Annotated in this window: 23 protein-coding genes and 2 pseudogenes; 13 read left to right on the forward strand and 12 right to left on the reverse strand. The window is 66.7% G+C overall.

The window, feature by feature from the left end; genetic code table 11:
- Positions 1–52 precede the first annotated feature (52 nt).
- A complete protein-coding gene (locus tag I2501_RS34570) occupies positions 53–1,081 on the forward strand; it encodes an aldo/keto reductase (RefSeq protein ID WP_196198131.1) in 1,029 nt (342 codons plus the stop codon).
- A 185-nt stretch (positions 1,082–1,266) separates the two neighbouring features.
- Positions 1,267–1,698, forward strand: coding sequence for a VOC family protein (locus I2501_RS34575; protein WP_196198132.1), 432 nt, complete (start codon positions 1,267–1,269; stop codon positions 1,696–1,698).
- A gap of 717 nt (positions 1,699–2,415) precedes the next feature.
- On the opposite strand, the gene I2501_RS34580 is transcribed toward I2501_RS34575, so the two are convergent.
- Positions 2,416–3,285 (reverse strand): MerR family transcriptional regulator, encoded by an 870-nt coding sequence (locus I2501_RS34580; protein ID WP_196198133.1) that lies wholly within the window; start codon positions 3,283–3,285, stop codon positions 2,416–2,418.
- A gap of 131 nt (positions 3,286–3,416) precedes the next feature.
- On the opposite strand from I2501_RS34580, the gene I2501_RS34585 reads away from it, so the two are divergent.
- Positions 3,417–3,788: a nuclear transport factor 2 family protein gene (locus tag I2501_RS34585; protein WP_196198134.1), complete on the forward strand. Its 372-nt coding sequence runs from the start codon at positions 3,417–3,419 to the stop codon at positions 3,786–3,788.
- Between the two features lie 162 nt (positions 3,789–3,950).
- Here I2501_RS34585 and I2501_RS34590 read toward each other — a convergent pair whose 3' ends face one another.
- A complete protein-coding gene (locus I2501_RS34590) occupies positions 3,951–4,640 on the reverse strand; it encodes an HAD family hydrolase (protein WP_196198135.1) in 690 nt (229 codons plus the stop codon).
- Between the two features lie 441 nt (positions 4,641–5,081).
- Between I2501_RS34590 and I2501_RS34595 the strand changes: the two genes are divergently transcribed.
- Together I2501_RS34595 and I2501_RS34600 are read left to right on the forward strand one after the other, a co-directional pair.
- Complete coding sequence (locus I2501_RS34595) at positions 5,082–5,774, forward strand: alpha/beta hydrolase fold domain-containing protein (RefSeq protein WP_328806832.1); 693 nt, start codon at positions 5,082–5,084, stop codon at positions 5,772–5,774.
- Between the two features lie 176 nt (positions 5,775–5,950).
- Entirely contained in the window at positions 5,951–6,367 is a 417-nt protein-coding gene (locus I2501_RS34600; protein ID WP_196198136.1) for a YybH family protein, read from the forward strand.
- Between the two features lie 171 nt (positions 6,368–6,538).
- Here I2501_RS34600 and I2501_RS34605 read toward each other — a convergent pair whose 3' ends face one another.
- Both I2501_RS34605 and I2501_RS34610 read right to left on the reverse strand, forming a co-directional pair.
- Positions 6,539–6,988: a hypothetical protein gene (locus I2501_RS34605; RefSeq protein ID WP_196198137.1), complete on the reverse strand. Its 450-nt coding sequence runs from the start codon at positions 6,986–6,988 to the stop codon at positions 6,539–6,541.
- Positions 6,989–7,377: 389 nt separating this feature from the next.
- A pseudogene (locus I2501_RS34610) lies at positions 7,378–8,145 on the reverse strand (transposase).
- A 71-nt stretch (positions 8,146–8,216) separates the two neighbouring features.
- Between I2501_RS34610 and I2501_RS34615 the strand changes: the two are divergent.
- A complete protein-coding gene (locus tag I2501_RS34615) occupies positions 8,217–8,600 on the forward strand; it encodes a hypothetical protein (RefSeq protein WP_196198138.1) in 384 nt (127 codons plus the stop codon).
- A gap of 51 nt (positions 8,601–8,651) precedes the next feature.
- Here I2501_RS34615 and I2501_RS34620 read toward each other — a convergent pair whose 3' ends face one another.
- Positions 8,652–9,386: an alpha/beta fold hydrolase gene (locus I2501_RS34620; RefSeq protein ID WP_328806833.1), complete on the reverse strand. Its 735-nt coding sequence runs from the start codon at positions 9,384–9,386 to the stop codon at positions 8,652–8,654.
- Positions 9,387–9,600: 214 nt separating this feature from the next.
- On the opposite strand from I2501_RS34620, the gene I2501_RS34625 reads away from it, so the two are divergent.
- The 4 genes and pseudogenes from I2501_RS34625 to I2501_RS34640 all read left to right on the forward strand — a co-directional run bounded on the left by I2501_RS34625 (position 9,601) and on the right by I2501_RS34640 (position 11,535).
- The gene (locus I2501_RS34625; protein ID WP_196198140.1) at positions 9,601–9,948 is read left to right on the forward strand and encodes a hypothetical protein; all 348 of its coding nucleotides are present in this window, start codon (positions 9,601–9,603) and stop codon (positions 9,946–9,948) included.
- Between the two features lie 7 nt (positions 9,949–9,955).
- Positions 9,956–10,213 (forward strand): annotated as a pseudogene (locus tag I2501_RS34630) (transposase family protein); the annotation flags it as partial.
- Positions 10,214–10,517: 304 nt separating this feature from the next.
- Positions 10,518–10,772 (forward strand): helix-turn-helix domain-containing protein, encoded by a 255-nt coding sequence (locus I2501_RS34635; RefSeq protein ID WP_196198141.1) that lies wholly within the window; start codon positions 10,518–10,520, stop codon positions 10,770–10,772.
- Between the two features lie 238 nt (positions 10,773–11,010).
- Positions 11,011–11,535 carry an NUDIX hydrolase gene (locus tag I2501_RS34640; protein WP_196198142.1) on the forward strand — a complete coding sequence of 175 codons (525 nt, stop codon included), beginning with the start codon at positions 11,011–11,013 and terminating at the stop codon, positions 11,533–11,535.
- A 200-nt stretch (positions 11,536–11,735) separates the two neighbouring features.
- Here I2501_RS34640 and I2501_RS34645 read toward each other — a convergent pair whose 3' ends face one another.
- The 7 genes from I2501_RS34645 to I2501_RS34675 form a co-directional block, all read right to left on the reverse strand.
- Positions 11,736–11,894: a hypothetical protein gene (locus I2501_RS34645; protein ID WP_196198143.1), complete on the reverse strand. Its 159-nt coding sequence runs from the start codon at positions 11,892–11,894 to the stop codon at positions 11,736–11,738.
- A 938-nt stretch (positions 11,895–12,832) separates the two neighbouring features.
- A complete protein-coding gene (locus tag I2501_RS34650) occupies positions 12,833–13,081 on the reverse strand; it encodes an SCO4226 family nickel-binding protein (protein WP_196198144.1) in 249 nt (82 codons plus the stop codon).
- Between the two features lie 449 nt (positions 13,082–13,530).
- Positions 13,531–13,992 (reverse strand): hypothetical protein, encoded by a 462-nt coding sequence (locus tag I2501_RS34655; protein WP_196198145.1) that lies wholly within the window; start codon positions 13,990–13,992, stop codon positions 13,531–13,533.
- Positions 13,993–14,876: 884 nt separating this feature from the next.
- Positions 14,877–16,643: a GmrSD restriction endonuclease domain-containing protein gene (locus tag I2501_RS34660; protein ID WP_196198146.1), complete on the reverse strand. Its 1,767-nt coding sequence runs from the start codon at positions 16,641–16,643 to the stop codon at positions 14,877–14,879.
- 478 nt (positions 16,644–17,121) lie between these two features.
- The gene (locus I2501_RS34665; RefSeq protein WP_196198147.1) at positions 17,122–17,529 is read right to left on the reverse strand and encodes a hypothetical protein; all 408 of its coding nucleotides are present in this window, start codon (positions 17,527–17,529) and stop codon (positions 17,122–17,124) included.
- A 48-nt stretch (positions 17,530–17,577) separates the two neighbouring features.
- On the reverse strand, positions 17,578–18,033 hold the full coding sequence (locus tag I2501_RS34670; RefSeq protein ID WP_196198148.1) for an ATP-binding protein: 456 nt from the start codon (positions 18,031–18,033) through the stop codon (positions 17,578–17,580).
- A gap of 16 nt (positions 18,034–18,049) precedes the next feature.
- Complete coding sequence (locus tag I2501_RS34675; RefSeq protein WP_196198194.1) at positions 18,050–18,457, reverse strand: NUDIX hydrolase; 408 nt, start codon at positions 18,455–18,457, stop codon at positions 18,050–18,052.
- A 107-nt stretch (positions 18,458–18,564) separates the two neighbouring features.
- Here I2501_RS34675 and I2501_RS34680 point away from each other — a divergent pair, with 107 nt between their 5' ends.
- The 3 genes from I2501_RS34680 (at position 18,565) to I2501_RS34690 (ending at position 21,266) form a co-directional block, all read left to right on the forward strand.
- Positions 18,565–19,353, forward strand: a complete 789-nt coding sequence (locus I2501_RS34680) for a GntR family transcriptional regulator (RefSeq protein ID WP_196198149.1) — start codon at positions 18,565–18,567, stop codon at positions 19,351–19,353.
- Between the two features lie 181 nt (positions 19,354–19,534).
- Positions 19,535–19,885, forward strand: coding sequence for an SCO3933 family regulatory protein (locus I2501_RS34685; RefSeq protein WP_196198150.1), 351 nt, complete (start codon positions 19,535–19,537; stop codon positions 19,883–19,885).
- Between the two features lie 4 nt (positions 19,886–19,889).
- Positions 19,890–21,266 (forward strand): FtsK/SpoIIIE domain-containing protein, encoded by a 1,377-nt coding sequence (locus I2501_RS34690; RefSeq protein WP_196198151.1) that lies wholly within the window; start codon positions 19,890–19,892, stop codon positions 21,264–21,266.
- Positions 21,267–21,275: the final 9 nt, after the last annotated feature.

A 21,275-nucleotide genomic window follows, 5' to 3' on the forward strand; every position in this document is an offset into this window, starting at 1 on the left:
GCTCCCCGGCAGGCTGGTGGCAGCACCCCGCAATCGGACCTCAGGAGAGAACATGCGTTACCGCGGCCTCGGCAAGACCGGGATCAAGGTGAGCCCCTACGCTCTCGGCGCCATGATGTTCGGTGCCCTCGGCAACACCGACCACGACGACTGTGTCCGCGTCATCCACCGGGCCCTGGACGCCGGCATCAACCTCATCGACACGGCCGACGTGTACGCGCACGGCGAGTCGGAGGAGATCGTCGGCCGTGCGCTGAAGGGCCGTCGGGCCGACGTCGTACTCGCCACGAAGGCCAAGAACCCGATGAGCGACGAGCCGAACCACCAAGGCGCGTCCCGGCGTTGGCTGGTGCGCGCGCTGGAGGACTCGCTGCGCCGCCTCGATACCGACTACGTCGACGTCTACCAGATCCACCGCCCGGACCCGGACACCGACATCGAGGAGACGCTCCAGGCTCTGACCGACCTGCAGCGAGCCGGCAAGATCCGCACCTTCGGCACCTCGGCCATGCCCGCCTCCGAACTCGTCCGCGCCCACTGGGTCGCCGAGCGCCGCGGCCTCGCCCGGCCGCGTACCGAGCAGCCGGTGTACTCGATCCTCAACCGGGGCATCGAGCGCGAGGTGCTCCCGGTGGCCCAGGAGTTCGGCATGGGCACCCTGGTCTGGTCGCCGCTCGGCGGCGGGCTGCTGACCGGGCGTTACCGGAAGGGCCAGCAGGCCGCGACACACCGCTCGCAGTACGGCTTCCACCACCTCAAGGACGACCGGCGGCTCGACGTCGTCGAACAGCTCATCCCGCTCGCCGAAGAGGCGGGCATGCCGCTGACCCATCTGGCGATGGGCTTCGTGCTCGCACACCCCGGCGTCACATCCGCGCTCCTCGGACCGCGGACCATGGCGCACCTGGACGATCTGCTCGCGGGCGCCGAGGTCACGCTCTCGGACGACGTCCTGGACCGGATCGACGCCATCGTGCCGCCCGGCACAGACACCGGCACGCTCGACATGGCCTACCAGCCGCCGGCCATCCGCCAGCGGGAATTGAGGCGTCGTCCGCCGGTCGAACGCGCAGCGGCGTGACAACACCACGACAGCCCACGGCGTGGTTTGCACCGCAGCAGCCCCGAGAGCCGGGACAGCGTCAGCCCTGAAAGCCTCAGCCCTATGACCCCGCACCACAAAGCAGCGGGGAGCAGACGCCTGCTCCCGACAACGTGCGGACCTCCCGACCTGGGGAGGTGCCGGACCCCTGTTATCGTGCGCCGATGTCAACGATCAGACAGTTCCAAGTGACCTTCGACTGCGCGGAGCCTGCGCGCCTCGCCGCCTTCTGGTGCGAGGTGCTGGGGTACGTCGTACCGACGGTCCCGGAGGGCTTCGCCACGTGGGAGGAGTACCACCGCTCGCTGCCGCCCGAGGATGAGATCTACTTCGCGTGCACTGATCCCTCGGGTGTGGGCCCGCGCTTGCTCTTCCAGCGAGTTCCCGAAGGCAAGGTCGTCAAGAACCGGGTGCATCTCGATGTGCGGGTCGGCGCCGGGCTCGTGGGTGAGGAGCGCCTGGCCACACTCGAGGCCGAATGCGCACGGCTGATGGCGCTCGGCGCGAAACACGTGCTGACGCAGCGCGCCGATGGCGTCAACGAGTCGTGCATCACGATGCAGGACATCGAGGGAAACGAGTTCTGCCTCGCCTGATTCCCCAACTGTCCGGATTGCAGGGAGTGAGTCAGCGACGCTTGAATACCCCGTCGCTGGAGACCCGCAGGACGGCGCCTCTACGCTCCGCGACCGCAAGCCCTGAATGGCAATGTGCAGGCCATGCCGTGAACGTGTGTCCCAATAGACGTCTGGGCAAGCCGGTTGCCGTCACCCACCGCCGTCAAAGGCCCCGCAGCATGATCGCTGCGGGGCCTTTGGGCTGGTGGGCGCAGACGGATTCGAACCGCCGACATCTGCTTTGTAAGTTTTCCCCGAGCAGGCCGCCGACCTGCAACGATGCATGGGGCAAGGCCTGGGAGCTGCAAAAATCACTCTCAGTAGATCTCATCCTCTCTCGACATTTCTCAGCCTCATATGTGCCAAATCCGTGCTGCCTTGAGGCTGCGCGGGCCAGTGGGTGAAGGGCTTGCCCAGGATACCGATTGCCCCTCGCTGCTGCGGTTTCCACAACGCTCTCCGAACTAACAGAGAACATCAATTTCTTCGGCGCCATCAACGTCGACGTCGAAGCGAAACTGGCCAAGCTCGACACTGGCGGGTGGCGGCCACTACGACTGGCAGTCCTTAGGGATCTGGGCCTGTGACGCTTCCCTGCCCGCGGGTGCGGCGCGCCTGCCGGTAGCCCCTCGGAGTTTCGATATCGCCGGTGTCGGCGCGTTCAGCGCCGCAGGTTCCGAGTGCCACCTACGCCCTCTACCCATCGCCGCTTTCGCGCGTGCGCGCTGCGGGTTCGTCGGGCGACGGTCCGGTGTGGAAGATCGGCCAGCAAATCTCGGTGCGCCACTCGGCCGCCTCCGCGCTCTCGCGGCGACCAACGGGGTAGTACTCGCGGATCGGGCCGTCCACGGCGAGGGCATGTTCAGCGACGTACGTGCCGAGGGCTCCGTAGGCCAGGTCGATATTCGTATGCGGGCCGCGGTGCACGATCGTCGCCAACTCGACCGCCGGGATGACCAGCGCGTCGACCCGACCCATGGGGCGCAGCGGTCCGGCGCACGGCACGAAGATCGTCGCCGGTCCGTGCCCGTGGGTGAACAGGTCGGTGCTGAAGATCCCGCCGGCCGGTGCGTCGGCGGCCAGGCCCTGGGCGTCGAGCGTCGCGTAGATCTCACCGAGCGCACCCTGGTACCAGGTCAACGCCTCGGCGACGTCCACCGTCTCGGTGATCGCAGCCGCTGGCGTGGCCGGGACGCTCCGGCGCCCGATCTCGGCCCGGGTGCCGCCCGGCGGGCGGGTGAGCAGGTCGCGCAGCGAGGCGACCGCAGACTGGCTGCGCGCCAACTCCTGCTCCATCTGGTTCAGGTGCGCGGCCAGGAGCGCGTTGCGGGTGTCGAGGTCGGGGGCGGCCAGCACCTTGGTGATCTGCTCGACCGGCATGTCCAGGGCGCGGAATCGGCGGATGATCTGCGCGGTCGGGATCTGCGCGGTGGTGTAGTACCGGTGGCCGGTGTGCCGGTCCACCTCGTCCGGTTCCAGCAGGCCCACCTGGTGGTAGTAGCGCAGCGTCTTCACGCTCAGGTGCGTGGCCCTCGCGAAGTCCCCGATCGGCAGTGTCGCGTCCATGCCTGCCACTGTGCCACCTCCCCCAAGGGGAGATGCACGGGCGCACGCGAATCTTGCACCTCCCCTGACGGCACATTGCAGGGTTGTCCGTAGCTGCCGATCAGGGCCGCGAGACAAAGGGAGCCGAAACTATGACCACGCCCACGAGCACCGCCCTGCCGCCCGTCGTCGCCGAGTACCTGGCGGCGGTCAACGCCTTCGACCTGGGCCGGATGGTCGCCACATTCGCCGAGGACGCCTACGTCAACGACGCGCGCCGTGAGATCAGCGGCATCGCAACCATCCGGGCCTGGGCCGAGAAGGAGATGATCGGCGACCGCGTCACGATGGAGCCGATCGAGGTCGTCGCGCACTACGGCCAGACCATCGTGCGCTCGCGCTATGACGGCACCTACGACAAGACCAGCCTCCCGGCCGAACTGCTGATGTCGGACTACTTCAGCGTGCGCGACGGCAAGATCGTCAGCCTCGCCGTGATCCGCAACCAGCCCTCCCCGTACTGACAGACACCGCCGTGCCCGGCCCGCCCAAGGCCCGCGACGCACGCAACCCGCCCGCCGACCCGCGTGCGCCACCACTTCGTTACGCACCCATCCGTCCACTCATGGGGATCGTTGAATGTCTTCGGGGGCGATCTGTTTGTGGGGCCGCCCGGCCTGGCCACGTCAAAGGAGTTGGAGCACCTCGGCCAGCGCACTGGGACGCCGGTCCACGGGCAGGGGGTCGAGCAGGTGGACCTGGCACCCCAGCGCAGCGGCGCCGGAGTCCGCAATGGGCTCGTCTCCCACCATGAGTGCGTCACCAGGCGCCACTCCGAGCTTGTCGCAGGCCATCTGGAAGATCCGGGGGTCGGGCTTCTTCACCCCGCACTCGAAGGAGAGGAAGTAGGCGTCCACGAGGTCGTCAACACCGTGGTCGCGGAAGACAGGGCGCATGTCCCAGCCAATGTTGCTGATTACAGCGACGGGGATGCCTCGCTCTCGGAGAGCGCGGAGGGTCGCCTCCGCGTCGGGATAAGGCTGCCATGCCCCGGACACCTGAGAACGTTCATACAAGGCTTCGGCCAGGTCAGCCGCTGGCAGGCCCGCTTCCCGGGCCATGGCTGTGAATGCCGCCCGGTGTCGTTCGGCGGTCAGATCGCGTTCCCGCCACAATCCCTCCAGATGGGGCGGAACCTGGCGCGGAGGCACCCCGCCGGGCTGAGCCCCGAACTCTTCCAGCCCGCTGACGCACGCGTCGAGTTCGTCCTCAGAAACAGCCAGACCAGCGTCCGCTACCACCGCGCGCAGCCACTTCGCGGCCGATTCAATGCGGAAGAGGGTCCCGGAGAAGTCGAACATCACACCCTTGATCATGCCGCCGATCCTGGCCGCGCCGACGAGCCGACCGCAACCCCACGACGGTCAAGATCCGCAGCCCGAACGATCCACCCGCGTCCTCAGATCCTCAAAGCCTGAACCAGCCGAGGAAACACGATCCACCCGGGTCGATTTCAAGAATCACCATCACCACCTCCGGAAAGCGGGAACCACTTCCCATGGACTACACCCTCGACCCCGAACTCGTCCCTCTCCTGGCCTCCCGCACCGAGCAGGCCGCCGGCGTACCCGCCCGGGAGCGCGGGGACTGGAGGTCGATTCGCGAGGCCGGCAACCTCGGCCAGGCCGCCATGGCGGCGCTGGTCCCCCCCGGTCACCGGGATCAAGACCGCCACCTACTTCGCCAGGGCGCCCGACGGCGCCCGGATCGAACTGCGCTGGTACACCACTGGCGAGACCACCGGGCCCGGCCCGGCCGTGCTCTACGCCCACGGCGGCGGCATGATCCTGGGCGACCTGGACGCCTACGACACCCTGCTCTCCTGGTACGTCGCACACAGCCGGGTGCCGTTCCTGTCCGTCGACTACCGCCTGGCCCCCGAGGCGACCGGCACCATGCTCGCCGAGGACGTCTTCGCCGGCCTGACCTGGCTCACCGACCACGCGCACGAACTGGCCGTGGACACCGGACGCATCGCGGTGATGGGCGACAGCGGCGGCGGCGCACCCGCCGCAGCCACCGCCATCCTGGCCCGCGACCGGCACATCCCCCTGGCTCGGCAGATCCTGGTCTATCCCATGCTCGACGACCGCAACCAGGGCCCCGACCCGGCCCGCGAACCCTTCCTGACCTGGACCTACGACGACAACCACACCGCCTGGAAGGCGGTGCTCGGCGACACGTTCGACACCGCGGATGTCTCCCCGATCGCCGCACCGGCCCGCCTAACCGACTTCACCGGACTGGCCCCCGCCTACATCGACACCGGTGACCTCGACATCTTCCGCGACGAGGACATCGCCTACGCCGCACACCTGGCCGCCGCGGGCGTCCCCGTCGAACTGCACGTCCATCCCGGCGTCCCGCACGGATGGGACCGCCTCGCCCCCCAATCCGGGGCCGCCCGACGCGCCTTCGCCGACCGCATCCGCACCCTGGCCGCCCTCTGAGTGGCCGACCTCGCGGGGGAAACCCCATGTCCAGTACTGAGGCAGGCCCTGGGCAAAGGGGATCTCCCCCCAGGGGAGATCCCGTCGCGGGGCTGGGTCTTGCACCTCCCCTGACGGCACGCCGCAGGGTTGTCCGTGGCGGCCGATCAGGGCCGCGAGACGAAGGGAGCAAGGTCATGACGACGACCGAGCAGGACAAGGAAGCCATCATCGCCATCGTCCGCGAGATGGCGGACTCGATGACCGGCGCGCAGAGCACCCGGCACTGGGCATCCGACGTGCTGTGGTTCGACATCCCCCCGTTCGCGTCCAGGGGCGTCGCCCCGGCGCGCAAGCTGTTCGACGACACCTTCGCCAACTTCGAGTCCTGCAACGTCGAGATCCTCGAACTGGACGCGAAGGTCAACGCGGACATGGGCATCGTCTGCACCGTGCAGAGCACGAATATCGTGCTCAAGAACGGCTCCACCAAGCACGTCATGGCCCGGCAGACCGACTGCTTCCAACGGCGCGAGAACGGCTGGGAACTGATCCACCAGCACGCCTCCGTCCCGGCCGGCGGCGAATGGGACGGCAAGATCACCACCGCGTAGGGCCTGATCTGCGGCGACCGGTCCGCCTGCCGAAGCGAGTAGCCGCTGACCCTTCAGTGATCACAAGGAGGGCGTTGGCGTTGCACCGATTCCCCGGCTGCGCCCGATCATTGGGACATTTGGAGCCGAGCGGGAATCTCGGCGCAGGGAGACCGGATCGCACCGCGAGGTTCAGCTGCAGTGCCACTGGTGAGACAGGGCGGCGGGGACGGCCTGGGAGCAGTCGCTGGTGGGTGGGAAGGAGTCGGATCCGGTGAACGCCCACCCGGTGCTCGGCGTGAAGCGGAAGAACTGCAGGACTGAGCCTTCATCCTGAAGTTGGACCAGGTCGCTGTCGGTCGCTCCGGCTGCCGCCTCAAACCGCGCGGCGGCGTAGAGCGTTGTGCCGCAGCTGCCGTAGTAGAACTCACCGGGCTTGGGCTGGATGTGGTAGATCCGTTTCGCGTTGGCCCAGGTCTGAGTGACGGCCCACTTCACGTCGGCCGGGACGGCAAGGTTCCGGCATGCGACATCGGCGGGCGCGTCCGACCGGTGAGCCGTGGAGGCGGCGGCAGTCGGCGTTGCGGGCGACGGTGCCGGGGCGGTGACTGTCTTCGTCGGCGCGAGGGTCGGGCTCGGCATCACCGCTGCGGAAGCGGAGGCCGTCGGCCAAGCCGAAACGGTGGCCGACGGTGTTGCCGAGGCGTCGGTCGAGGGCCGTACCGGAGATGCGGCCGACGACGCGCCAGACTGGTTGCACGCAGTGAGCACCAGGAAAGCGACGGCCGTAAGCGCTGCTGCCGCGGTGGACCTGCCGAAGCCGAAGATCATGGTCCCCCCATGTCCGAACACGATGGCGAGAGAACCTTACGAGACTCGCACTGGCCCGGACATACCAGGTGGCGGGCGCGCGCTGTCGGCCCCGGAGTTGCCTCACAGGCCGATGGAATAGAGTCAAAGGCCAAGGACTGTCCCGTAATCGATCTTGGCGCGTGGTTGCGTGCGGTCTGACGGCAGACGGGCTCGTCTGCTCAGCCGGCCTGGATGAGGTTGTGCAGGCGGGCGACCCCGAGCATGGCGGGGTGGACGCCGTCGCCCTTGAGAAGGCAGTCGCGAAGTATCTTCCACGTCTTCATCCGGGCGAAGACGTGCTCTACTCGGGCTCGGACCTCTTTGTGGGAGCGGTTGTGCTCACGCTTCCAGTCGCAGAGTTCGCCGCCTGCAGGCCGGCGATGCGGGATGATCAGCCCGGTGCCCGGGTAGCCGCCGCCGGCGATCGTGGTGGCCTTTCCGACGGCGGCCTTCGCGCCCGACTCAGCTCAGGCCTTGCAGTCGTTGCGGTTACCCGGCAGGGGGCGCCCGACCACGACGACCAGCTGAGAGTCCGCGTCGATGACGACCTGGTGGTTGGTGGAGTACCGATAGCTCTTGGACTGTTCGGCGACGTTGTGGTCCCGTGTCGGCACCAGCGTGCCGTCGACGATGAGCACGGCGTCCCTGCGGAACCGCTGCCGCTGCTTGACTGCGAGAAGCGGCCCGGTGTGGTCGACGATCCGGTCGGCCGCGGACTTCGAGATCCCGAACAACGGGTCGAGCTGACGCAGCGTCAGGTTAGCGCGCCAGTACGCGGCCACCAACAGCACCCGGTCCTCCAGCGGCAGCGACCACGGTCGCCCTGGACGAGCCTTGTCAGCACCTTCACGCCGCAGAACCGTGATCAGTTTGTGGAACAGCCGCGGGCTCAGTCCGGTGAACGGGGCGATCCAGGACGGCTCCGAAGCCGTGATCACGCAAGGCACGGCGAAGATGATCTCAGTTGCCAGAGGCCCCGGAACAGCCGATCCTGTTGCCTTCGAGAGCGGAGGCGGACATGGGACTCGTGCTGTTCCCAGGCGACGGCAACAACGACAGCCCGGACGCCTGCTGGTCTTACACGAGGTTCGCCACGTTCCGCGAGCGCCTGGCACGCACCGAGGGCATTGATCCCTCAACGATGCACGGGTTCGGCGGGGATCTCCCCTGGACCACCGCTGCCACCCCCCTCGCGCCGCTGCTGGGCCACCCGGAGACAGACGGCCCGAATCTCACGCCTGGCCAGTGCGCAGCGATGCTGCCGCGTCTCGAAGAGATCATCGTCCAGTGGCAGGAAGACGACCGGGACCCTCTGGCCGACCAACACCTCGACGACGCTCGTCGGCTCCGCGTCGTCCTGCACTTCTGCACAGATCGCCGGGTCGATCTCCTCTTTGTCTGACAGCTGGCGCATCGCCGGACATGAGGCCGTGCCGCTGTTACGGGACAGTCCTTAGCTGGTAGGGACAGTCTCCAGCAGGATGCGCAGGAGTTCCTCCAGAGCGTCCTTCATCACGTTGTGCCCGGACTTGAGGGCGTGAGCGTGCCAGTCGGGATCATCGCGCAGGCGCTCGTAGGTGGAGGCGAAGGGGCTCTCGGGGAACTCTGCCGCGTACAGGTAGTCACGGCGACGGAACTTGCGCATCGGGTCAACGAGCCGCAGACGCTGGACCGCCGAAGCGAGTGGGTGTGGGGTGGATCGGGGATCGAAGAAGGGCATCGGGGCTATGCCGAGCCCGTCGGCCGAGGCGCCGTCTATGTACCACCGGCGTTGCGCGTCGTTGGTCAGGTACCAGGCGGAGTCGCCGTCGCCGGGCACGAAAGCGTCCACGTACACCAGCGCGTCGATCCGGTCGGCGGCGCGGTCGGCGGCCCCGGTGACCACCATGCCCGCGTAACTGTGCCCAACCAGCACCGCGTCCTCTATCTGCTCGTTCTCCAGCAGGCTGATCACGTCCTGGATATGGGTGTCCAGGTTCACCGAGGCCGTCATCAGGTGGGCGCGGTCGCCGAGCCCTGTCAAGGTCACGGAGTACGCCTGGTGCCCATGCTCCCGCAGGCGGCGTGCAAGTGGCTCAAACCACCAGCCTCCGTGGCAGGCACCAGGGATCAGCACGAACGTGGTCATGTCAGGGCTCCACTTTGGCAAGAGATCATCTGGATCGACCACACGAAGGTATCGGCGCATCAGCCCAGATGAAGCTTTTCCTGGTAGATCGCTTTCTTCTGACACCGAGCCTGGCGCTCCGAGCACAGCGATCTTCCCTTGGCTCACTTCCCGGCACGTCAGCCCTTGGAATCAATCATCCAAGGGTTGTCCCGCAAGTGGTGGCTGGGCTGTGTCCGATGACTGCCTGGATACTCAGGAGACTCCGGCACAGCAGCTGTGGCAACCTGCCGGCATGCCATGGGAAGTGCGAGAACATGCAGGTCATCACTATGCGGTGGTGTTTCACTACGCCTTGCCCGACGATGCCTGGTCCGTGGAGCTGAGCGAGGCTGTCCCTGCATCGGCGGAGAGGCTCGAGAGCCTCAACGCTGCGGTGGCGTACCGGCCTGGCGGTGCTCCCTTGCTGAGGGCGCTTGTCCCGGACGAGGACCCGAACCTCGAACCGACTGTCCACGTCTACAGCCCTGACGGGCACGTTGTTCCCTACGAGATCGTGCGCTGGTTCATGGGGCAGGTAGCCGACGAGGTGGAACGATGCCGCATCGCATTCGAGCAGGGAGAACCTGAAGCGGTGGAATGATCACGCGGTGACTGGTGTGGTGACGCCACCGGAGCCTTCCTGGACAGCCCCGTTCAATGGGTTGAGCCCGAGGGCGTTCAGAAGGTTGCTCGCCGAGTTGCGGAGCGAGGGGGCTGAAGCGGTGCGCCTTGGTCGGCCTTGCTCTCTGCCACTTGATGAAGACCGTGTGCTCCTGGTCGCCGCGTACTGGCGCACCAATCTGACTCTGCGGCAACTCGCGCCATTGATCGGCGTTTCCAAGTCGGCAGCAGATCGGATCCTGGAAGATCCTTCGCGACTGTCGCATGAAGGGCGACGGGGTCCATTTCGCGATGCTCGGCATCGCGCGCCTGCACAACCTGCTCCAGACCGCGTAGCCCCGGGGCCGCCCCGCCTCGGCAACGCTGGCCCTCAGAGATCGATTACGGGACAGGCCTTAGGCGCCTTCTCAGCTCTCGAATCGCGCCAGGACCGCGCGTTCACGCCCAGCAAAGCAACTGAACGCCCCCTCGCACCGCGACCACCATGATCGGCCAGGCGACAAGCACCTACCATCAAAGCGTTCCGTACCCAACAGCGGGGAGTGGGTAGTGAGCGAGCCCGGCAGACTGCGTGAGCGTGTGCTGGTGGCGGTCTACGAGAAGTCGCATGGCAAGCTGACGAACACCGATGGCCTTGTCGACCAGCTCGGTGTGAACCGCGTAGCCTTCACCGCCGTGTGTGGCGAACTGGAGCGCCTCGGGCTGGCCAAGCCCCGGTTCCGGTTCGACCCCGAGTGGCGCTTTCCAGGTCTGATCGAGCTCACCGACCAGGGGCTTCGCCGCGCGGAGCAGCTCTTGAGATGAAGTCGCCAACACGCACACGCACAGTCGAGCCGCCCCCGCCCCCTGCCGAGGTAGGAGCGGGGGCGGTGTCGTTCGGCGGCCGAAGGCAGGCCAGACAGCAGCGATCAACGCCCAAGGGCCTGCCTGGAGTTGTGATCGGCGGAGATTGTCCGATCTCGCTTGGCGGTGGGCGCGGCCGCCGCGGCACGAGCCATCGCTGCAGCCCGGTGGTGTCAGTGACGGCCCATAGCCTGTCGCAATGATCCGTAGCGTGTTTGAGCAGCGTCCACTTGACGCTGCCGTCGCTGACGCCGCGAGCGCGACGCTGGAGTTCGACCGGGCCAGAGCCTGGTTTCGCTCTGCGCTGGATGGCGCCGTGGAGCCGTTGGGCGCCGAGGTGTGGGTCCTGGACGCAGCCCTGGAGCAGATCGTGCTGGTCAGGCATCCGTGGCGCGGGCTGGTCCCGCCAGGTGGCAAGGTCGAGCCCGGAGAGTGTCCCCGTGATGGCGCCGCCCGGGAACTGGCCGAGGAGACCGGGCTGCGGCCACCATTGTTGGAGCGGCCCGCCGCGGTAGCGGTGCGGTCGTTCGGCCCCGGTTTGCCGCGGACGCTGTCCCTGTCCTATGCCGCAATCGGCGACCCGGAACAGCCGCTGATCGCGGAGGACGGGCAGCCCGCGGCCTGGATGCGACTGGACCAGGGCTGGGACAGCTGCTTCCCCGATGACGTGCTGCGCATCCGACAGTACGCGGGGCGTCTGAGATCGGGTTCCTCTGCCTGGTGAGTGCGGCCGCACCTGACTTGGTGATGTCGTCGTGCATGCTTCGGGTAGCGGCCCGTGCGGACCCTGGTGGAACCCTGCGGTGACGCATCGCGAACTGAGTCACAGCGACCGGGAGTTGATCGAGCCGTTCCCGCCGGTCAGCCGGTACGGCCCCGTCCCCCATCGGCCTCGTGAGCAGTTCGAGAGGTCCCGAGTCGATCTCACTGCGCGAGCTGGCTCGACGCCCGATCGCCGAGGGCGTTGTCGAGCGGATCAGCAGTCAGCGAGTCGTGCAGTCGGCCGACGAGGATCCGGCGTTCCCACACATTACTCAGATCGGGCGTGCGAAGGCCGTGGTCTGACGGAAGCGGCAGCGTCATGTATCTGCTCCGACACGGCTATCTGGAGCGACTCCCCAGGGTTGATCGAACCGGTGATTGACGGCATCCCGCTCATGGAGCAGTACATCTTCACCGAGGTGGGCGTGGAATTTGTGCATCGCTGGGCTGCTGCTCGGCCGCTCGATCTGCCGGGCCCAGGCGCGGAGTAGCCCCGGTCTGCTGGAGGACTGGTCGGGGCGCTCCCCCGGGGAGGTGGCCGGAGCCTACGCCGCACGCCGCCCTCCCGGAAGGGCTCACGCAGCAGGCCCCGGGCGCGAGAAAGCCCCAGCGCGCACGGGGGGAACGCGCCGGGGCCCTACTGGCAGCACGAACCAGCAAGTTGACAGTATCGCCGCTGGCTAGAGGCCCGGAAGAGTTTCCTCTTGATCACCGCGCGGCGGTACCGGCAGCCGCATGTCGGTGCAGACCGGGCCGTGTCCGCGGCCCGGGCTGGCCGGGTCGCGGAGTGGTCAGCCGCATCCGGTGCAGCGCACGCTCACCGCAGCGTCGATCTGGACGACGTCGAGGCCGGGGAGCTCCAGGTTGGTCACGTCGCCCACCGTAGGGCCGGGGTGATCGGCACGCGGCGGTCCGTCGGCGACCGTCGCGTAAGGCTATGAACACCGCGCCGACCATGTTCTGCCTCGGCTGCAACCGGGAACGAGCGTGGACGCCCTTCGGGCGCTGCTCGTGGGAGTGCTACGACCAGGACCGCGACGACCCCGCCGAGCACCAGGCGATGCAGTTGGCCGCCGGAGGCGTTCGCGTTCTTCTTCGGCCTGCCACCGGGTCGGCGGGTCGACGGCGGGTCGGATGTCAGTGACGCGCCGTAGCTTCGAATCAGCGCACCGGCCCGCCTGGGGTCGCATGCAGCGTGCGACGGGCCGGGCCGGCTCCGACACGCGGGAGCGGTCCGGCCGGTGCGCTTTCGCGTGAAGTCAGGCCGTCAGCGGCACCGGGTGGATCTCGTCCGCCCGATGGCCGGCCCGCTCATGGATCCGCTGGACGGCTTCCATGGACGGTGCTTCGGACAGGCAGTAGACCGTGCCGGAGTCCGGGTCTGCCCACGCCTGCTTGAAGTGGACCTGTTCCTCTGCTTCGATCGCGAGATCAGCTTGGTGGGCTGCAGCGAGTTGATCGGCTGTGATGCCGGCCATGCCGTGGTGGACGTCCATGAATACAGCCATGATCCCGACACCTCCGATATTCAGGGGCCACGACGCTTTCATCATCGCCCGGCTTGGCATGGCGTGCCAGTTTCACTCGCACTGGCTGGTGTTCCCGATGCGGAGATGCTCTGGTTGGCACGGCGCGTCCCGTGGCGCTTCCGACCGCCGGAGCGTTGCATCAAGGAGGCCCCGACGCTAGGCCAAGCATCGAGGGCCTCTTCATCCGGGCCGATCAGTTGTGGTGAACCTTGCCCAGGCCAACGTGGACATCCTTGAAGTCCATCACCGGGATGAACTCCACCTTGGCGTCGAGCTCCAAGAAAAAGGGGTCGGCGACCTTTGGGGATGTCGGACGTTTCCTTCAAGTCGAACACAACGAAGATCGAGTCGGGGGTTCCCTATCACGGTGCCCTCGGTTGATCGCGACCAGCCGAACCAGGGCGGGGGCCCGAAAGCGGACAGCGGCGTTACTCGACTGGTCGTCCCTGCCCGCGCATCTGCGCCGCGCCGAGTGGGTCCACCAGGTCGACGGCGTCGATGAAGAGCGTGGGGTACGCGACTTCGCCTCCGTCGCTCAGGTTCAGGATGTCCTGGCTCCCGTCGTCGTCTGGGATCTCCTGGCCGAAGCACTCACTGATCGCCGCCGTGCCGACAGTCTTCGGCACCAGGGCCACGGCAGCGCTCTGCCGAGGGGTGAGGGTGTCGGTTGCCGCTACGACAGATGCCGACGAGGTCGCAAGGACAAGGTCCGTCCCCTGATCGAGGATGATCAAGAAGCCGGGCAGCCCCTCCAGAAGTTCGGCCGCTTCGCCGGCCATCCCCGGTGGGACGGTGGCGATGAAGTGGGTCTTGTTCTTCAAGGCCGCAGCGATGTTCTGAGTCGCCTCTTCGCGGCTGATCATGGAAGTGTCGTTCGACTCGTTCGCCATGCCCGGTGAACGAACTGGGCTGCCGTGAAGTGTCGGCTCACCGAGAAGGATCCCTTCCAGTGCGGGCGATGGACCGCAGCGATTCGCCGCGCGCCATCCCATACCTCGCTTGGTCGCACCGGCGCAGCCGCTCAGATGCGCAATCGCAGCCGCCGGTTCGGCTCGCCCCGATGTGTGTGCGGAATCTGTGCCGCACGCGCCAGCACTCCCAGGGAACGGCCCTGAGCTGGACTTTCAACGCTAGGCTAAACGGGTTAGTCGCGCTCCACGAAGCAGACGTCACCCACCGCTCTAACATCCCGCTGACCTGCAGCTTTCCCGAGAGGTAATCACTCGTCCCGGACGGCGCCGATTTTCAGGAGCAGATGTCACGCCGCCCAGATTCGTTCTCTGACCTGCGGAAATAACAACCCTCTACTTGACGAAACGTCAGGATGCGGGCAGAGTACCGGACGCTTATGTCCGATTCATCCTGAAATTTTGTCCGTTTTGGTGGGCGCAGACGGGATCGAACCGCCGGCATCTGCTTTGTAAGCCTTCCCGGGGCGAATGCCGCCTGACCTGCAAAGCTCTGACCAGCGCAGAAGCAGGGCCTTTCCCCGTGACTCCCCGCTGACCCCCACTGGCCGCCCGTCGTCCTGGCACGGAAGTGGCACGTCGCCAGGCTGGGGTCTGTGTAAGGGGGATGGGGTTGAGCCGTCCCGCCTCCAGCCCCGAAGTGGCTCTCGGGGCCTTCCACGGCCACCCCCTGGGCTCCGCCGCGTCACGGTCCTGCGAGTCGCAACATCCTGAAGCTGGCGGCCGGGACTGGCAGCGGGCCAGCCCGGCCGACTCGCACCCGTACGCGGGAACAAGCGAGATTGCGCCTTGGCTCGGCATTGACGTTAGGCGTGGAAACGGCGTCCGATGGCGAGGGACCTGGCCATGTCAGTGATTTCCACCGTGTCGTCGCCCTCGCGGACATACAAACGACCATCGAGCAAAGACACATCATGCTGTTCAGGAACTCGGATAACAATGACCCCGAGGCCGTAGTAGTCCGCATATGCCAGGCTCGCTAGTACCGAGTCCTTGAGACTGGGGGTCAGATTCGAGTTCCGAATCGCTTCCTTCCATCGGCCGAAGTACCGTTCCGGAGTTTCGCCCAGTACGGTTGCTTCGCGACGTACACCTACGACATATCGCTGACCGGCTCGGCGAGGTTCAGTCTGGTCAAGGCTTCGAATGCGATTTGCATCAGCCTCCTTGTCGGCGACCCCAATAAGGATCGTGCCAGCCCTCTCCTTGCCGTTGTTGGCGATTGCACAGATGGTCTTAATGACCTTGTCGATGATATTAGGGTCGATTTCCCGATTGGGGCCGAGGCGCAGAATTCCCTGCTTGAGTTCGTAGTGAGGTGCCTCAACCTCGGAGCGGCGGATGATGTTATCGATGTCGAGACTGGTGTGATCGCCGTAGATATCCCTCGGCTCACTGTCGACCAGGTGGGGTCGAATCAGGCCCTTGATCGTGTCAACATTCCTGCGACGCTCGGCCGGGGAAGTCGATGCCTTCCCCGTCTCTATGCGCCTGTCCAGATTGGTGATCGCAGTCTTTACGGCGCCGTAGTCTGCAATCTTCTTGCTTTCGCCAAAGAGCATTTCATGGAAGGCGATGCAGAGGATTGCAAAGACTGCCGGGAAGGGATTCGTGTTGGTCTTGGAGAAGAGGATCGATCGCAGCTTTTGGATGGACTCATCGCCGCAGACGACTTCAATCTCCTGAAGGCAGAACTTGAATTCGGCGGCAAAGCGCTCTGCCCCGTACCCGTCGAGGCAACGAGTGATTCGTTCATTCTCTGATTCGCCGGGCTGGTAGATGCGATCGAGGATCGTCTTTGAGCGTTCAACGATCGAGCCTCCGACGACCGAGGCGGCAATGTCAGCGATGCACTGCTCGTCCATGGAATCTCGCAGGTCGGTCGAGCGTAGGATGCCCTGGGCGACCCAGAAAACGTCCTCGGCCTGCACCTCGTACCCGTGCTTGGTGAGAGGCAGGTCGATGCTGATGGAGGGCATCTGAGAGAGGCTTAGGATGTCACTTGATGCATCCCCGCGCACCTCGCAAGCCAGCTCTCGGACGAGCGTCGAGAAGTCATCTCCAACGCCGGCTTGCCGGCGCTCCTGGTCGCTCAGGCGATGTCCGTACGTGTTGATGCGCGAGAAGACGTCATCAATCTCTTCGTCGGTCGCTCCACGCATTACGGAAACGGCCATAGAGTAGTCCAGGAGTTTTCCGACCTCGCGCGGGGAGAGCTTCTCTCCTTCGGAGATCGAAAAAGCTCCTTCGTCGACTGAGCGAGTATTTGCCGTCACGAATTGCTCAACATCGAAGAATTCGCCATCAAGGGTGGGGAAGGCAGTCTCGATGAACGAGACAAGACTGTGCAATCGCTGCAATCCGTCGATGACCTCGTAGTCGCCCGTTTCCCTTTCGGCCAACAGAATGGCAGGGATCGGATATCCCTTCAGGACTGACTCGATAAGCTTTTGCTTCTCTTCCAGTGTCCAAACCAGCTTCCGCTGGTAGCGCCTATTCACCCAGAGCTTATTGTCGCTATACCAGGAGTAAATGGACTGGATGGACTTTGGTTGCGAGTCGAGTTCGGCCATGGAGAGCAGTCTGCCATGTCATAGGCGACGGGGGGTGACATGTAAGAAGGTTGAACAACCGTCAGAGCGCAGACGGCGCCACTCGGTCACCACTCCGGCGCCCTGTCATCCCGTCTGCCGTCGACCCACACGCCCGTGGAGCGGGCTTGCCCCCTGGGGTCCAGGTGGAGCGCGCCACTGTACGAACGACCTGGACCCCAGGGGGCAAGTCTGCTCGGCTCCGCCTGGGTCGATGGCGGGCGGGATGGCATCCCCTCCCCAGCCCACAACGGCCGGCACTTTCAGCACGGCCCCGGTCATCCCGGTGCCGGAGATCCCTCCTGTGCAGTGACGGTCACCCGGCCTCCGCCTCTCCCCCTTGCTTGCGGGCCGCCCGCCGCCGGGCGGCGCGGGGCGAAGACAGGAGCGCGCCCGAGCGGCGGGGCGGGCCGCGCCGCGCTGTGCGCGGCGTGGGCCCTTGAACCCGTAGAGAAGGTTGTTACTCACTGAACTCCTTGCGCCGGTTAGCGAAGGCGCAGAGCAGTGTGTAGCGGATGACCGGCTTGCCCGGCGGCGGCACAAGGGGCAGGAAGAGCACTGGGCGGGCGGTCCATTCCAGGTGCGAGCCCGGGTAGGTCGCTGTGATGGTGACGGGTTGACCGTGAGTCAGGGCGTCGACGGCTCGGGCCTGATCACTGGTCATCCAGCGGGTGAGGCGGTCGTGCTCGTCGGGATCGACCGTGCAGAGGATGAGGCCGAGACCCTGGCGGATCCAGCGGATTGCCTGCCTTGCGTCGGTGGTGTTGTGAAGGGCCACCAGTTCGGCGCCTTCGCCAGTGCTCGGGTTCAGGGAGCGGTACTCGATGCGGTAGCCGCGGTGGATCAGAGATGCAGCCGGGATGGTCATGGGATGCCTTCCGTCAGGTGCCGGGAATCGGGCCGGGCAGAGCGTTGGTCACTGAGCCGGAATCTCCTGGTGAGGGATCTGGAGTACGGCGGTGACAGTGCGCCCGAGGTGGTCGCCCGTAATCGCGACCTGGTGGGCGAGGACGTGGACGATGTCGAGCCCACGGCCATGGGTGGCATCAGGGCCGGGCTGCTGGACTTCAGGCGAGTGGAGCTTGGTGCCCTCATCGGTGACGGCGACCGTGAGCGTGCCGGGAGAGACCGTGACGGTGACCTGAAAGGTGCCACCCGCGTCGGCGCTGGCGGTGTGGCGGAGGGCGTTGGTGCCCAGCTCGCTGACGATCAGAGCGGCGTCGTCTGCGCACGGGGTCTCGCGGAGGATTTCGCTCACCCAGCGGCGGGCTCGGCTGATTTCTTCGGGGCAACCTGGGCAACTCAACCCCCAAACCCGTGGGCTACTCGTATACTCGTCCATACAAGTTCCTTTGCGCTGGTAGGCCGCCATGGGTAGTGGATTCGAGCTAGATGAGTTTGACGCCGTCGTGCGCTCGGACCGCGGGCGGCGATGCTGCGTCCATGGCGTCCAGGACGCGGATCGCGTATGCCTCGTCGGCAAGGTCGGTGACCTCGTCGCGAGTGGCCCAGCGCAGGGCGCGAGTCTCGTCGCCGGTGGTCAGATCGCCGTCGATGGCCTCGCAGCGGAAGACCAGGGAGACGATCAGCCCGGTCATGTTCTTGTACACGCCGGTGAGGACCGCCGGAAGGGCGATCTTGACGCCGGTCTCCTCAAGCACCTCGCGCTGAAGCGCGTCGGGGATGGTCTCGCCGGATTCGAGTACGCCGCCCGGGGGCTCCCAATGGCCGTTATCCCGGCGCTGGACCAGGAGGGCACGGCCTCGGTCGTCAATGACGACTCCGGCGACGCTCACGGAGTGGGGGCGTTCAGTGCTCACGTTCCCTGGTCCCCTCGAATGGCTAGGCTCTTCACCGTAGCAACAAAACTCACCTGCTCGTCTAGATATCCTAAGGAGTACAGATGCCTCCTCTCTCCTCCGGCCTGCTCGGCGCGCTGGATTCGACCAGCGACCGCGCCGTGTTCCGCCAGATCGCTGATCAACTGCGCGAGGCGATCGACAAGGGCCGCTTCGCCGAGGGCGACAAGCTCCCCTCGGAAACGGAGCTGATCGAGCACTACGGCGTCTCGCGGATGACCATCCGGAACTCGATCTCGGTCCTCCAAGGGGAAGGGCTGGTTGCGTCGGAGCACGGGAAGGGCGTGTTCGTCCGTCCGCGCCCCCCGGTCCGACGCCTCGCCTCCGACCGCTTCGCCCGCCGGCACCGCGAGCAGGGCAAGTCGGCCTTCACCGTCGAGGCAGAAGCGGTCGGGGGGCATTCGGAGGTCGACAGCCTGGTAGTGCGCGAAGAGAAGCCGTCGCAGGACATCGCTACGCGCCTGGGCGGTGCCCGTAAGGTCCTCGCGCGCCGTCGTCGCTACCTGCTCGACGGGCGGCCGGTCGAGTTCGCCGTTTCCTACCTCCCGCTCGACCTGGCTCGGAACACCCAGATCGCCGAGCCCAACCCCGGCCCCGGTGGCATCTACGCCCGCCTCGAAGAGCTCGGACACCGCCTCGACCACTTCGACGAGGAGATCAGCGCCCGCATGCCCACCCCGGAGGAGATCAAGACACTGCGCCTGGCGTCCGGGGTGCCGGTGATCCACCTGATCCGCACCGCGTACGACACCGAGGGTCGCCCGGTGGAGGTCTGCGACACGCTGATGGCGGCGGACGCCTACGTCCTGGCCTACCAACTGCCCGCCACCTGAGGCCGGATGGGAGCACTGGCGTGGTCGTCGGTGTCATCTCCGGGAACTCGTACACGGCAACACGCCAACTTATCTAGACGAGTAGCTGACTCCTGTGGCACAGTGGTCATCGCACCCGCTTCGACGGTTGCAACCGCTGCTACTTGTATAGACGAGTAGCTGTCTTGATGAGGAGAAGGCGTTGCGTTCCATCCGAGTTGAAACCTCTGCGGCCACGATCCTGCTGACCGAGGCTCCCGAGACCAAGGTCAAGGACCGGCAGACCGGCGAGATCGCCAAGGATGCCGTCAGCGGCGAGCCGCTCAAGACGGTCGGCGTCGTCTATATCGAGGACGGCGAGTCGTCGCTGATCAAGGTCACCATCCCGGCGAGCGGGGTGGGTGAGGGACTGGCTCTCGGTTCGCCGGTCTCGCTGCCCGGCCTGGTGGCCCGCCCGTGGGAGAGCACGTTCAACGGCCAGCAGCGGCACGGCATTGCGTACCGCGCCACAGCCGTCATGGCCGGTGCGTTCCCGATGGCGATGGGGGCCTGACGAAATGTCGGACCTACTGACGCTCATGGAGGTGGGTGGTCCGGTCGCCGCGCTCGGTGGCGGGGCCGCCTACCTCCGGGCCCAGCGCCCCACCGCCTACTGGTGCACGGTCGGCCTGCCGCTCTCCACCGCGCGGCTGTTGGGCTCCTACGGGTCGGTCATGGAGGCGTGCGGCTTAACCGTCGCACCGTCCAGGTTTCGGGCCCTGGCGGTCCGGGCCACCACCCGGCGCGAGGTGCGACCGGTTCCGCCGCGACGCGGGATCATCCGTCCCACGTCGACCGGTATGCGGCTCCGGCTGCGCCTGGCACCCGGTCAGGAACCGGCGGACGTCGCGGCCTCGGCGGAACGACTCCGCCACGCCTGGGGCGTGCACGCCGTGTACGTCTCGGAGATCAAGCCGGGCGTGGTCGAGCTGCGCCTGGTCGGATTCGACGTCCTGCGCCGGGTGCGGATGCCTCGGCGGACGGCCGCCGACTTCCTCAAGGTGCCTGTAGCGCTGCGGGAGGACGGTACGGCCTTCGTCAGGGACTACCGGGCGATACCGCATCAGCTGACGCTCGGCGCGACGCTGTCGGGCAAGTCCATGTACCAGCGGCACTTGGTTGCGGGGCTCGCCCCTCAGCGGGTGGCGCTGGTCGGGATCGACTGCAAGCGCGGCGTCGAACTGGCGCCGTTCGCGCCACGTCTGTCGGCGCTGGCCACCGATCCCGAGCAGGCCGCCGAGCTGCTGCCGGTGCTCCTGCAGTTGATGGAGGACCGGTACGACCTGATCAGGGCTCGACAGGGGATCGCTTCCGGTACCCCGGACGAGGAGATCACCTCGGACATCTGGGGCCTGCCCGAGGCCGAACGTCCCGTCCCGATCGTGCTGTTCGTGGACGAGGTCGCCGAGTTGTTCATGGTCGCCACGCGCAAGGACGAGGACCGGCGGGACGAGATGGTGACCCAGCTCATCCGGCTGGCCCAGCTCGGCCGCGCTGCGGGCATCTATCTGGAGGTCTGCGGCCAGCGGTTCGGCGCTGAGCTGGGCAAGGGAGCGACCATGCTCCGGGCCCAGCTGACCGGGCGCGTCTGCCACCGCGTGAACGACGAGGCGTCCGCAAAGATGGCGCTCGGCGACATCGCGCCCGAAGCGGTCGGGGCTGCGTGCGCCATCGCACCTGAGCGGCCGGGCCTCGCCGTCGTCGGCGACACCTCCGGCGGCTGGTCCCGCGTCCGCACCCCCTACCTGTCCCTCGGCGATGCTGCCGCCGTCTGCGCTCAGACCGCAGATCTGGTGCCGAACCTGCCCCCGCTCAATCGCTTTCGGCCCGCCGCACCGGCTCAGCCCGCAGACCGACCGGTCTCGCTGGTCAAGCCGGTACCAGTCTCCGACTGACCACCTATC

Origin of the sequence: Streptacidiphilus fuscans, from assembly GCF_015690355.1 — a bacterium.
In the GTDB taxonomy this organism is placed as follows: domain Bacteria; phylum Actinomycetota; class Actinomycetes; order Streptomycetales; family Streptomycetaceae; genus Streptacidiphilus; species Streptacidiphilus fuscans.